The organism is Thermoactinospora rubra, from assembly GCF_002093975.1.
In the GTDB taxonomy this organism is placed as follows: domain Bacteria; phylum Actinomycetota; class Actinomycetes; order Streptosporangiales; family Streptosporangiaceae; genus Nonomuraea; species Nonomuraea rubra_A.
The window spans coordinates 1-11,580 of sequence record NZ_MSZZ01000101.1 but is presented as its reverse complement, the minus strand read 5'-3'; the positions used below and the strand labels follow the sequence as shown (position 1 = coordinate 11,580).

14 protein-coding genes are annotated in these 11,580 nt (G+C 70.3%); 11 read left to right on the top strand and 3 right to left on the bottom strand.

The features are described 5' to 3' along the window. The first annotated feature begins 139 nt into the window (after positions 1-139). The 5 genes from BSB02_RS38955 to BSB02_RS38935 all read left to right on the top strand — a co-directional run bounded on the left by BSB02_RS38955 (position 140) and on the right by BSB02_RS38935 (position 4,274). Complete coding sequence (locus BSB02_RS38955; protein ID WP_084966029.1) at positions 140-427, top strand: ArsR/SmtB family transcription factor; 288 nt, start codon at positions 140-142, stop codon at positions 425-427. After that, entirely contained in the window at positions 424-816 is a 393-nt protein-coding gene (locus BSB02_RS38950; protein WP_084966028.1) for a VOC family protein, read from the top strand. Before BSB02_RS38955 ends, BSB02_RS38950 begins: the two co-directional genes overlap by 4 nt. A 63-nt stretch (positions 817-879) precedes the next feature. Then, positions 880-1,458, top strand: a complete 579-nt coding sequence (locus BSB02_RS38945; RefSeq protein ID WP_206185138.1) for a LysE family translocator — start codon at positions 880-882, stop codon at positions 1,456-1,458. A 109-nt stretch (positions 1,459-1,567) separates the two neighbouring features. Next, positions 1,568-2,641 carry a serine hydrolase domain-containing protein gene (locus BSB02_RS38940; protein WP_084966026.1) on the top strand — a complete coding sequence of 358 codons (1,074 nt, stop codon included), beginning with the start codon at positions 1,568-1,570 and terminating at the stop codon, positions 2,639-2,641. A gap of 319 nt (positions 2,642-2,960) precedes the next feature. Then, positions 2,961-4,274, top strand: a complete 1,314-nt coding sequence (locus tag BSB02_RS38935; protein WP_240507057.1) for an MFS transporter — start codon at positions 2,961-2,963, stop codon at positions 4,272-4,274. A 341-nt stretch (positions 4,275-4,615) separates the two neighbouring features. Here the strand turns inward: BSB02_RS38935 and BSB02_RS38925 are convergent, their stop codons facing one another. Continuing rightward, positions 4,616-4,906, bottom strand: coding sequence for a hypothetical protein (locus BSB02_RS38925; RefSeq protein WP_143591753.1), 291 nt, complete (start codon positions 4,904-4,906; stop codon positions 4,616-4,618). A 151-nt stretch (positions 4,907-5,057) separates the two neighbouring features. Between BSB02_RS38925 and BSB02_RS38920 the strand changes: the two genes are divergently transcribed. Next, positions 5,058-6,335 carry a hypothetical protein gene (locus tag BSB02_RS38920; RefSeq protein ID WP_084966022.1) on the top strand — a complete coding sequence of 426 codons (1,278 nt, stop codon included), beginning with the start codon at positions 5,058-5,060 and terminating at the stop codon, positions 6,333-6,335. A 78-nt stretch (positions 6,336-6,413) separates the two neighbouring features. Further along, positions 6,414-7,805 carry a 5'-nucleotidase C-terminal domain-containing protein gene (locus tag BSB02_RS38915; protein ID WP_143591751.1) on the top strand — a complete coding sequence of 464 codons (1,392 nt, stop codon included), beginning with the start codon at positions 6,414-6,416 and terminating at the stop codon, positions 7,803-7,805. Positions 7,806-7,920: 115 nt separating this feature from the next. On the opposite strand, the gene BSB02_RS38910 is transcribed toward BSB02_RS38915, so the two are convergent. Next, positions 7,921-8,766, bottom strand: coding sequence for a PHP domain-containing protein (locus tag BSB02_RS38910; protein ID WP_084966020.1), 846 nt, complete (start codon positions 8,764-8,766; stop codon positions 7,921-7,923). A gap of 138 nt (positions 8,767-8,904) precedes the next feature. On the opposite strand from BSB02_RS38910, the gene BSB02_RS38905 reads away from it, so the two are divergent. The 3 genes from BSB02_RS38905 to BSB02_RS38895 all read left to right on the top strand — a co-directional run bounded on the left by BSB02_RS38905 (position 8,905) and on the right by BSB02_RS38895 (position 10,862). Further along, positions 8,905-9,606, top strand: a complete 702-nt coding sequence (locus BSB02_RS38905; protein ID WP_084966019.1) for a helix-turn-helix domain-containing protein — start codon at positions 8,905-8,907, stop codon at positions 9,604-9,606. A gap of 70 nt (positions 9,607-9,676) precedes the next feature. Next, the gene (locus tag BSB02_RS38900) at positions 9,677-10,222 is read left to right on the top strand and encodes a dihydrofolate reductase family protein (RefSeq protein WP_084966018.1); all 546 of its coding nucleotides are present in this window, start codon (positions 9,677-9,679) and stop codon (positions 10,220-10,222) included. Between the two features lie 184 nt (positions 10,223-10,406). Continuing rightward, positions 10,407-10,862 carry a hypothetical protein gene (locus BSB02_RS38895; protein ID WP_084966030.1) on the top strand — a complete coding sequence of 152 codons (456 nt, stop codon included), beginning with the start codon at positions 10,407-10,409 and terminating at the stop codon, positions 10,860-10,862. 38 nt (positions 10,863-10,900) lie between these two features. On the opposite strand, the gene BSB02_RS38890 is transcribed toward BSB02_RS38895, so the two are convergent. Then, positions 10,901-11,170, bottom strand: coding sequence for a hypothetical protein (locus tag BSB02_RS38890; protein WP_084966017.1), 270 nt, complete (start codon positions 11,168-11,170; stop codon positions 10,901-10,903). 122 nt (positions 11,171-11,292) lie between these two features. Between BSB02_RS38890 and BSB02_RS40370 the strand changes: the two genes are divergently transcribed. Then, positions 11,293-11,580: hypothetical protein (locus BSB02_RS40370; protein ID WP_206185137.1), on the top strand; the 288-nt coding region annotated here is incomplete at its 3' end.

The window sequence follows — 11,580 nt, the reverse complement described above, 5'->3', positions numbered from 1 at the left end:
GCAGGAGCTTCGTGCTTTCCGCTCATTCTTAAGTTCCTGACATTGTCCTTCCTCTCACCCCCTACACGGACGGCTCAGCCGTACCTCGACATCTGCCCCGCCCTTGATAGGCAAGTGACGACTTGCCTATAGTGGCGGCGTGGGTGACATCTTCAAGGCCCTGGCCGACCCCACCCGGAGGAAGATCCTCGACGAGCTGGCCGAGCGCGACGGCCAGACGCTCTTCGAGATCTGCACCCGGCTGACCATGAAGCATGGGCTCACGTCCTCCCGTCAGGCCATCTCCCAGCACATGGACGTGCTGGAGGAAGCCGGGCTGATCCACACCCGGCGGGAGGGGCGTTACAAGTTCCACCACCTCGACCCCGAGCCCCTTCGGCGCCTCGCCGACCGCTGGCTCACCAAGCTCAAGGAGAAGGACCCGTGAGGATCAACGTCACCAGCGTCCTCGTCGACGACCAGGACAAGGCCCTGCGCTTCTACACCGAGGTGCTGGGCTTCCAGAAGAAGACCGACATTCCGCTGGGGGGCGGGGCCAGGTGGCTCACCGTCGTCTCCCCCGAGAACCCGGACGGCGTCGAGCTGCTGCTGGAGCCCGACGGGCACCCGGCGGCCGGGCCGTTCAAGCGGGCTCTCGTCGAGGACGGCATCCCCTTCACCTCCTTCGCGGTGGACGACGTGCAGGCGGAGTACGAGCGGCTGCGGGGGCTCGGCGTGCGGTTCGTCCAGGAGCCGGTGGAGATGGGCGACGTGACCACCGCCGTGTTCGACGACACCTGCGGCAATCTTCTCCAAATAGCCGCTCAAAAGGCATGATGGGGGCCTATGCCTATTGATCCCCACCTTCTTGCCCTTTTCACCGTCACCACGCTCGTCGCGATGATCACACCGGGTCCGGACATGCTGTTCGTGCTGGGCTGCGGCATCCGCGGCGGGGCTCGCGCCGGGCTGCTGGCCACGGCGGGCGTGGCGACGAGTGAGGCCATCCACGTCGCCGTGGCCGCCGCGGGCCTGGCGGCGCTCTTCGCGGCGGCGCCGGTCGCCTTCACCGTCGTCCGGATCGTCGGCGCGGCGTACCTGATCTACCTGGGCGTCCAGATGATCCGCAACCGCAAGCGCGCCGAGGAGGACCTGCCGGCGCCGGGCAGCGGGATGTCCGGCCGCCGCGCCTTCGCCAGCGGCCTGATGACCAACCTGCTCAACCCCAAGATGGTCACCTTCACGATCGCGTTCCTGCCGCAGTTCGTGGACCCGAGCCTAGGCCAGGTGTGGCTGCAGTTCGCGATCCTGGGGGCGGTGCTGATCGCGCTGGAGTTCGCGGTCGACGGCACGGTGGGGCTGCTGGCGGGGCGGATCGGCGGATGGATGCGCCGCCGCCGCGCCGTACGCCGCCGGGTGGACGTCGCGACCGGCGGGATCTTCATCGGTCTGGGGGTACGGCTGGCCGTCGAACGCTGACCGGCGCGCGGTTGCGGTTTTCCACAGTACGGCGCTGCGGATCTCCGTTGTCCACAGCGGCGGTTTCCCTCATCCCGCGGCGGGCTGCGGCCTCGTAGCGTTTCGGCCCATGGTCAAGACCTTGATTGCGGGATTGCTCCTCACGCTGCTCTCTTCGGGACCCACCCAGCCGGCCACGGCCGGCATGGTCGACAGGCTCGTGGCCGACGGCAAGGCGACGGCCGCGCTGATTCGCGTGGACGCCGGGGGTGAGAGCTGGTCGCACGCCGCCGGGACGGCCGACCTCAGGTCGGGCGAACCGGCCTCGCCCGACGGCCACTTCCGCGTCGGCAGCGTGACGAAGACGTTCGTGGCCACGGTGGTGGCGCAACTGGTGGACGAGGGGCGGCTGGCGTTCACCGACCCGGTCGAGCGCCACCTGCCCGGCGTGGTGCCACGCGGCGCCGACATCACGGTCGAGCAGCTGCTCAACCACATGAGCGGCCTGCATGACTACATGCACGAGCCCGGCCACTCCACCAACCGCTGGCGCGGCGCCGACCGGTTCCGCCACTACTCGCCCCGGGAGCTGCTGAAGGTCGCCTTCGCCGATCCCGCCAAGTCGCTGCCGCCCGGCTCACGCTGGTCCTACTCCAACACCAACGCCGTCGTCGCCGGCCTGCTCATCGAGAAGGTGACCGGCCGGCCGTACGAGCAGGAGGTCCGCCGCCGCATCCTCCAGCCGCTCGGGCTCACCCAGACGTCGCTTCCCGGCGACCGGCCCGGGCTGCCTCGCCCGCACGCGCGCGGCTACAAGGCGCTGGCCGACGGGAAGCTGGTCGACGCCACGCGGATGAACCCGTCGCTCGACTGGGCCGCGGGCGAGATGATCTCGACGGGCCGCGACCTCAACCGGTTCCTCGCCGCGCTCCTCGGCGGCAAGCTGACCGGCCCGCGGTCGCTGGCGGCCATGCGAACCACAGTCGACACCGGCGAGGGGTTCGCCTACGGGCTCGGGCTGCAGCGCTACACGTTGCCGTGCGGGAAGGCCGCCTGGGGTCACAGTGGCGAGCTCATCGGCTATCTGACCTTCGCTTTCGCCACCGAGGACGGAAGCAGGCGGATGACCCTGTCCGTCAATCCGTCACGCGAGCCCGTCACGACACAGGAGATCGCGGGGATCGCGGCGTCGGTGCTGTGCTGAGCATCCCGCCGAGCTGTCCCGGCCTCGGGATCACGCACCCTCCGAGGCTGCTCTATGCTTCATAGCTCCCGGCTTCGCAGCTCCCGGATTCACAGCTCCCGGATTCACAGCTCCCGCCCAAGCCTGTCCGTCAGCATGTCCGTCGGCCCGCCGGCCCGTCGCCCCACAGCGCCCGGGCCGCGAACACCGGCGCCCGCTGCGGCTCCTCCGTCTGGAAGCCGGTAGGCCTTCCGCCTGCCATCGCTGAGCCGGGCGCCTCCACGTCCGGACGTCCCTCATGCCCGACGCCCCTGCGCCCTGGAAGGAGATCGCGGTGACCGTGCCGCTGCGTCGAAACACGCAGTTCCAGCTGCTGTGGCTGGGCAGCGCCGTATCGCAGCTCGGCACGGAGCTGACCAAGCTGGCGATGCCGCTGCTCGTCCTGGCGTTGACGGGCTCGCCGGGGCTGGCCGGCGTCGTCACCGGCGCGCGCCTGGCCGCCCTGGTGATCACCCAGATGCCGGCCGGCGTCTGGGTGGACCGCTGGGACCGCCGCCGCACGCTCATCATGAGCCAAGGCGTCCAGACGCTCGCCGCGGCCGTGCTGGCGGCGCTCGTCATGACCGACTCGGCGGCGATCTGGCACTTCGTCGCCCTGGGCATAGTCGACGGGGTCTGCACGGCGTTCGTCGGCCCCGTCCGGACGACCGCCATCCGCGCCGTGGTCCCCGAGGAGCAGCTGCACAGCGCCTACGCCCAGGAAGAGTCGCGCGGCCACGCGGCCCGCCTGATCGGCCCCCCGCTGGGCGGGCTGCTCTACGGCTTCGGACGCGCCATCCCGTTCGTGGTCGACGCGATCACCTTCGCCGTCGCCCTGGTGTGCGCCATCGCCGCCAGACTCCCCCGCCGCCCCGGCACAACACCCCAGCCCACCGCCGAACCACTCCACCCCACCGCCGAACCACTCCACCCCACGCCCGAGACGCCCGAGCCCGCGCCCACACCCAAGTCCGCGACCGCCGCCACGACCAAGCGGAGCATGCGACGCGAAGCCGGTGAAGCGCTCGCCTGGCTGTGGCGGCAGCCGGGGCTGCGAGAGGTGTGCGCCGCCGTCCTCGCCCTCAATCTGCTGGGCGGAGCGGGCATGCTGCCGCTCATCGTGCTCGTCGGCGAGCGAGGCGGCAGCGCGTTCACCACCGGGACGGTCTTCGCCGGAATCGGCATCGGCGGCCTCATCGGCGCGCTCCTGTCCGGCCGCGCCGCCAAGCTGCTGCCTCCCGGCAAGCTGCTCATCGTCTTCCCGGCGCTTCTCGGTCTGGCCTACGCGGCGATGGCGCTGCCGTTCGGCCCGTGGTGGCCGTTCGTTCCCATGCTGCTGGTCTCGCTGGTCACCCCCACGCTCAACGTCGTGATGAACGTCGTCCTCACACGCGTGGTCCCCGACCACATGCTCGGCCGCATGGACGCCCTGCTCGGCCTGGCCGGCACCGGCCTCACCCCTCTCGGGCCGGTCATCGGCGGCGCACTCGCGGCCACCCTGGGCGGCGCCGGCACGCTCGTCCTCGTCGGCGCCCTCCTCCTGGCGATGTCCGCCACCACCGCGGCCAGCCGCGAAGTGCGTCACTTCACCGGCACGACAGCCGACGACGCATGAGCACACCGCCGGAGGTCCTGTGGCGCTGCCCGTTCCCGGCTCCGCCGCGATGTTCACGGCTCCCGCCCGGCTCGTGGTACGTACCGCGGCGGGCGGATCCCGAGGCGTTCACCAGCACGTCACGCTCGCCATGGCGGGCTTCAGGGAATCCGGCGGCACAGGCACAAGAGCGGCCAAGGAGGTGCTTGGGGACGAGCCGGTGCCTCCTGGGAGGTGGCACTTCGCCCGGAGCAGGCCCGTCGCCACTGGAGCGGAGGAGTTCCTCCCAGAGCCACTGCTGGTCCGGCTGCATGACGCCGCCACCGGATCCCCAACGCGAAGAGGGCGTTCAGGGCCGCCGGTCAGCGGGTCAGGCGGCAGGACGTTTCGCTGACCAGCTGCTGGACGAGGGGCAGGAGGTCGGGGCGGCTGTGGAGGAGCTCTTCGAGGCGGGCCCGCCACACTCCGGCCTCGGCGAAGTGGGCGTCCTCCCCCTGCAGGCGGATGCGCGTGTTGGCCAGGTCGAACTGGTACATCAGGCCCAGGTAGCGACCGATGGCCTCGCTGAGCCACCAGTAGACGTCCGTGGTCGCAGCCGAGACGAAGGCGCGGGCGCCGTCCCATGCCACGCGAGGCGTGTGGATGACGGCCATGATTGGAAGGTACGCCCGATCAGTCACGGTTGTCATGAACCGCACCGCCGGATCGTGCCGCGCGAGCCGTACGCGGTCATGGACCAAAAACGCGAACCGCCATGGACAAAACCAGGATGAAGCGCGGAGAGCCGACCGGTAGCGTCGCCGCATGAGCAACGATCTCCGGACGGCGCAGGAGCTGGCCCAGGCCGGTGACGTCGCCGGTCTCATGCGGCATCTGCGCTTCACCGCCGACCGGCTGGCCGTCGGCGACGTCGCGCCGCTCGCCGGGCGGGCGGCGGAGCTCATGGGGTTCACCGACCTGGCCGAGGCGGCGCGGGCCGTGGCCGCCGCCCCCGACGACGCGGACGCCCTGTACGGCTTCGGGTACGCATGCATCGAGCGAGGCGCCTCATACCTAGCGGTTCCCGCGCTGGAGGCGGCGCTGGCCCGGCGGCCGGGCGCGCTGGAGATCGTGCGGGAGCTGGTCGTCGCCCTGGAGGACGAGCACCGGCACGGCGACGCCGTGACGGTCCTGGACGGGCATCGGGAGGAGCTGCTCCCCTGGCCGGACCGCTACCTGCTGTCCTACAACGCGCTCATGGCGGGGGATCTCGCCCGCGCCGCGGCGGAGTTCGCCGAGCTGCCCACCCCCGGCCATGAGCAGTGGCTGCCGGCCCGCGACCGCCTCTCGCGGATGATCGAGCGGGCGCGTGCGGCTCAGGCCGTCGGTCCGCTCGACCACCGGGACCTGCGAGGCTGGCACTTCGCGCTGTCCGGCGGCGTGCTGGCCACCCTGTCCCCGTACGGCTTCGACCAGGGCATGACCGGCCGGTACGCATACCTGCGCGACGACTTCGGCATGTGCCTGCGCGGCCTGCTGCGGCTTCGCGTCATCCTGGAGGCGGCGGGCCGTGGTCCCCGCACGGTCTCGCTGCTGCCGGGCCGGGGCGACCGAGCGCTCGGCCTGGCCGCCGCGCGGGTGCTGGGGCTGCCCGCCGAGCCGTACGCCCCGGGCCGGACCGACACCGTCGTGATCGCCTACGACCTGCGGGAAGCTGACGACGAGCTGCTGGCCGGCCTGCACGAGCGCCTTCCCGGCCAGGTGGTGTACGAGCACGCCACCTGCTGGACGGAGCCGCCTGCCATCAGCGCGGACGTCAGCACGCTGCTGGCCCAGACGGTCACCCCGCCGTGGGGCGAGCAGCTCCAGGTGCGTGACGGGTCCGTGGAGAGGTCCCCGGCCGACGACCGGGGCGCGGAGGAGCTGGCGGAGGAGATCCTGCGTGCCGATCCCGCCCCCGACGGCGGCGACGGCGCGACGCCGCCGGACGACGACGAGGTGCTCGCCCGGTTCGTGGCCGGTGTCGCCGCCCTGTGGCCGGCCGGCGGTCCCCGTGATCGCGTCCGCTCTCCGGGGCCCGTCCGCAGCTCGCGTTTCGCTTGATCCGGGCCGGACCGGCCCGTTATTGATCGTTTACCCAGACCTGCCAGGATCCTCCGAAGATCACGAGAGAGGAATCCTGTGGGTTTATTGACTCTGGCTCGGCGCCGGATCGGGGCGCTGGTGGCGGTCGCCGTCCTGGCGTCCGGCGTCTTCGCCTCGGGAGCGCAGGCCGCCCCGAACCCAGTCGGTTTCGGTACGGCTTCCGCCTCGCCGAAGAGCTATGACGGCGCCTGCCCGACGACCGTGAAGCTGTCCACCACGGTCAAGGTCAAGGCGCCGGTGACGCTGAAGTACATGTGGACCTTCAGCGACGGAGACAAGAGCCGCGCCAAGACGTACAAGGTCGGCGGCAAGGGCTTCAAGACCGTCCGGCTGTCCACGTCGATCAAGGTCACGGGCGGCGCTCGTGGCTGGGGCGCGGTTCGCCTGTTCAGTCCCGTGAAGAAGACGTCCAAGAAGGCCTCCTTCGCCGTCGTCTGCGCCGGTGACGCGGCGAGCACGGGCGACGTGTGGGACAGCGTGACCACCTCCGCCACGGGGGCCGACAAGCCGGACGACTCGGCTACCACGCCTCCCCCCGGACAGGACGACGACAAGCCGGCTCACAACCCGGTGCGCAAGGCCACGATCGCCTTCGAGCGGACCACCGCGTCGAAGTGCCCGGTGACCTTCAAGGTTCACGCCTACCTCGAAGGGCTTCCCGCCGGTGCGCAGGCTGTGCAGTACCGCCTCGTCGGCACCCAGGAGTGGAAGACCGTCAACGTGCCGGCCGACCACGGCGATGTCTTCGCCACCGTGCTGGAGACCCTTACCTGGGACTGGGAGACGGGCAAGACCTCGATCCAGATCGAGATCAACCAGCCGGACGGCCTGAAGTCCAACATCATCTACTACTTCAAGTGCGGCCCGCCGCGCACACCCATCACGGTCGGCGTCGCAGCCGAGGACATCCCGCGGACCAGCATGGGCGGTCCGCTGGCCGAACTGATCGCCGACGCCTACCTGGAGGCCGTCCAGTCCGTCTCCGGCGCCCAGGTCGCCCTCATCAGCAAGTACGGGCTTCGCACGGATCTGAAGAAGGGTCCGGTCACCTCCGAGGAAGTGTGGGGCATCCAGTCCGCCGGACTGGCCGTCGACGTCCGCGCGATGACCGGCGCACAGCTCAGGAAGCTGCTGGGGCACGCGAGCCCGGCAGCCGGAGTGCTGACCCCCTCGGCCTCGCTGCGCTACACGCTGACCGATGGGGTGGTCACCGAGCTCACGCTGAACGGCGCTCCGGTGTCCGACAGCCAGGTGATCAAGATTGCCGCCAACTATCACCTCATGGGCGGCTGGCAGGGCTTCCCCGCCTGGGAGGGGACCACTCGCGTGTACAACGGCGGGCCGGACGACACGGGAGCGCTGGCGTCGTACATCGCCAACCACTCGCCGGTCCACGCCCCGAAGGGCGACCGCGTCACCCTGCGGTAGCCGTACGAAGCCCGGTCGAGCGGGCACGACGCCGGACGGAGCACGTTCCGTCCGGCGAACGCCCGACCGGGTCACCCCGCTCTCTCTCAACGCTCCCCTGGCTGCCGGGGTGGCGTCATGCGGTGATGGGAGTGGCGCCGGCGGCCTGGGCGAGGAGTCGCTCGTAGACCTCGGGTGAGGTGGTCTCGCAGCCCAGGCGGTGGCCCGTCGCGGCGCCGTGGTCGTCGCTGGAGCCGGTCACCGCCAGGCCCAGGTCGCGGGCCAGCGACCTGAGGTGGTCGCGGGCTTTCCTGTCGTGGTCCATGTGGTCGGCTTCCACGCCGAACAGGCCCGCCTCCGCAAGCTCGGCGATCCAGGCGTCGGGGATGGTGTATCCGCGTTTGTCTGCTTTGGGGTGGGCGAGCACCGGGACGCCGCCCGCCTGCCGTACCAGATGGACGGCACGGACCGGGTCGAGGGCGTAACGGGTGACGTAGGCGCGGCCGCCCGGAGCCAGCCACTCCCGGGTGAACGCCTGCTCGGGCGTGGCCACGGCGCCCGCGGCGGCCATGGCCCGGGCGATGTGCGGACGGCCCACCGGGCCGCCTGCCGCGAGCGCCGCCACCTGCTCCCAGGTGATGCCGACGCCCAGTGCCGCCAGCTTCTCCACGGTGAGGCGGGCGCGTTCCTCGCGGGCCTGCCTCAGGCGTACGCACTCGGCCTGCAGCTCCGCGTTCCGGGGATCGAAGAGGTAGGCGAGCAGGTGGATACTGCGGCCCTCGCGGCGGCAGGACAGCTCCATGCCGGGCACCAGCGTCAGCCCGTCGGGAAGGGCCACGGCGGCCTCCGTGTGCCCCGCCGTGGTGTCGTGGTCGGTCAGGGCGACGACGTCCAGGCCGCGCTCCCTGGCACGGCGCATGACCTCCGCGGGCGGCTCGGTGCCGTCGGAGGCGCTGCTGTGGCTGTGCAGGTCGATCCGCATCCCTCGGATGGTACGCCGCCGGCCTTCGCCGCCCCGCCGGCCGGAGCGCTCCAGCGCTGAACTGTCACCTCTCGCCGGTAGGGTTCCCAGTGGTCGTCCTCGTGGCAGGGTGGCGACGAAGTAAGGGGGCCGGTTCGCATGGGCTTGGAGGTCGAGAGCCGAGCGTCCGCTTCGCCGTACATCGAGAGGGTATGGCGGAGCAGCAGCGACGGCGTCGCCCGGATGACGTCGATCGCGGCGACCCACTGGGACCTGGTCTTCTGGGAGCACCGCGGTCAGGTCAACGTGACCGTTCAGGGGCCGGTGCCGAGGGCGAGTCCGGCTCCCGTTCCCGAAGACGCCACGTTCCTGGGCATCACTTTCGTGCTGGGCACGTCGATGCCGCATCTTCCGATCGACCGGCTCGTCGACGATTCCGTGGAGATTCCCGATGCCACGCGCAGATCGTTCTGGCTGAAGGGTTCCGCCTGGCGGCTTCCCGGCTACGACAACGCCGAGGAGTTCGTCGGGCGGCTGGTGCGGGAAGGCGTGCTGGCCTGCGACCCGATCGTGGCCGCGGTGCTCGGCGGCGCGTCGCCGGAGGTGTCGGAGCGCACCCTTCAGCGGCGCTTCGTGGCGGCGACCGGGCTCACCCGGGGCGCCATCCGGCAGATCGACCGCGCCAGGCAGGCGGCGGTCCTGATCCAGGAGGGCGTGCCCGTCCACGATGTGATCCACCGGCTCGGGTACTTCGACCAGCCGCACCTGGCGCGGTCGCTGGCCCGCTACATCGGGCGGACCGCCACGCAGCTGCGCGATCGGGATCCGGCCAAGCCGCTGTCGCTTCTGTACAAGACTTGAGCGCTCCGCCCCGCCTAACCTCGTGATCGCGGGCCAGTCCTCGCAACTTCGACGACCAAGGAGCAGACCCATGGCCAAGATCATCTCGAGCTTCTTCATCTCCGTGGACGGCGTGGTCGAGTCGCCGGACAAGTGGCACTTCCCGTACTGGAACGACGAGATGGGCGCGGTGGTGGGGGCGGGCATGCAGAGCGCGGCGGCGATGCTGATGGGCCGCAAGCTGTATGAGGAGTGGGCCGCGTACTGGCCGACCGCGGAGGCCGACCCGGACGTCGCCGCGTCCCTCACCAACCTCCGCAAGTACGTCGTGTCGAACACCCTGGAGAAGGCGGACTGGAACAACACCACCATCGTCTCCGGTGACGTCGCGGCCAAGCTGCGCGAGCTCAAGGAGCAGACCGACGGCGACATCCAGATGTCCGGCTCCGCGACGACCGTGCGGTGGCTGCTCGCCAACGGGCTGCTCGACGAGCTGAACCTGCTCGTCCACCCGATCGTCGTCGGCCACGGCCAGCGGCTGTTCGAGAACACCCCGACCCACCCGCTGAAGCTGGTCAAGTCCGAGACCTTCCAGACCGGCGTGCTCAACCTGACCTACGTCCCGGACGCCGGCTGACCGGCTCCTCCTGCCTGGCCTGGCGTACGGCGGCGCGCCGCTTGTCCACCGCCTCTTCCAGCCGACCAGCCGACTGATCCGATCAGGCCAACGACCCCGCTCTCGTCCACACACCCCTTTCGAACCACGCCGGGCGACCCGCTCCCCGCTGCCCTGATCGCCGGTGAATGCGACACTCCAGATCATGGAATACGTGAGGGTTCACACCACTCCCGCCCGCAACGAGATCGACCCCCTCCCCTACCTGGACGTGCTCCCCGAACTCGCCCCCCGACTCCCGCCGGGCGCCCGCGAGTTCGCCACCGACCCGGATCATTACGATTTCTACAGTCAGCGGTGCGTCAAGGACCTCGCGCTCGAGCGGATCACCATCAACGAGGGCGACGCTTACATAGAACTCGGTTTCCGGCACAACTGCTGGAAGCACGAGGAGGACCTGACCATCCGCTACCAGGGGGTGACCCATTACGAGTCCACTGTGTCGACGGGTGTGATCGCGTGGTCTGTCCTGGTCCTGGACGAGATCCTTCCGCACCCGGACGGCTGCCGCTACGAGATGGCGTTGAACTCCGGGTTTGTCGCCCTGACGTGCCAGGACCTGACCGCCACGTGGACCGAGGCGATCTGCCCGGACAAGTGATGGTTCCGCCGCAACGGGTCACGGCAGTCGATCACGCCTCACAGGGGCGCCGAGCCGGAAGGGTTCTGCTGCGGTGTCGTCGCCCGCCGTCGAAGCGCGAAGAGTCGACCGCTCCACCGCAGACCACGCAGGAGAAGCCGGATCACCCCGAAGACGAACGCGACCTCCAACAACACGAAGCACATGAACAGGACTTCGCCGAGCGCTTCCCGGTCGCTCTCACGCGCCCATCCCATGAGGACGGACGCGGCGGCCATGCCCAGCACGTACCCGAGCATCGCCATCGCCTCGCCGTACCCGGCTCTCATGAGCCGATCTTAGGCCCGCCCGGCCTTCCCCCATGCCTCGCCTCATCGCGGAGGAGCGCGTACGGCAGGGCGCCTGGTTATCGTGCACGGAGGGGCGGCGGACCAGATCGAGAGGCGAACAGGTGAGCAGCAGCCTGGCGACCGATCCGGAAGCGCTCCGAAACGCGGTGAACGACATGCCGGCGAGTACGGCGGGAGCATGGGCCGGTGGGAAGGCCTCTGTGGAGGGTTTCCTGAAATGGGTTGTCGCCGATCTCGACCGGATGCCGTCGTTGAGCGTTCACCATGCCGAGTTCCGACATTACGGCTCCGGATATGCGTCCTACGTCCATGTCTTTCTCACCAAGCGCGACGGTTCGATGCGTCGTTCCATGAACCTTTTTCATCCTCGTGCGGAAGCCGCTGGCCAC

What these genes read in the sequence shown, in the direction of transcription:
- BSB02_RS38910 (WP_084966020.1), bottom strand. Translation starts at nt 8,766, where the DNA reads ATGCGGATCGACCTGCACAGCCACAGCAGCGCCTCCGACGGCACCGAG.
- BSB02_RS38940 (WP_084966026.1), top strand. Translation starts at nt 1,568, where the DNA reads ATGGTCAAGACCTTGATTGCGGGATTGCTCCTCACGCTGCTCTCTTCG.
- BSB02_RS38900 (WP_084966018.1), top strand. Translation starts at nt 9,677, where the DNA reads ATGGCCAAGATCATCTCGAGCTTCTTCATCTCCGTGGACGGCGTGGTC.
- BSB02_RS38895 (WP_084966030.1), top strand. Translation starts at nt 10,407, where the DNA reads ATGGAATACGTGAGGGTTCACACCACTCCCGCCCGCAACGAGATCGAC.
- BSB02_RS38890 (WP_084966017.1), bottom strand. Translation starts at nt 11,170, where the DNA reads ATGAGAGCCGGGTACGGCGAGGCGATGGCGATGCTCGGGTACGTGCTG.
- BSB02_RS38905 (WP_084966019.1), top strand. Translation starts at nt 8,905, where the DNA reads ATGGGCTTGGAGGTCGAGAGCCGAGCGTCCGCTTCGCCGTACATCGAG.
- BSB02_RS38920 (WP_084966022.1), top strand. Translation starts at nt 5,058, where the DNA reads ATGAGCAACGATCTCCGGACGGCGCAGGAGCTGGCCCAGGCCGGTGAC.
- BSB02_RS38945 (WP_206185138.1), top strand. Translation starts at nt 880, where the DNA reads ATGATCACACCGGGTCCGGACATGCTGTTCGTGCTGGGCTGCGGCATC.
- BSB02_RS38925 (WP_143591753.1), bottom strand. Translation starts at nt 4,906, where the DNA reads ATGGCCGTCATCCACACGCCTCGCGTGGCATGGGACGGCGCCCGCGCC.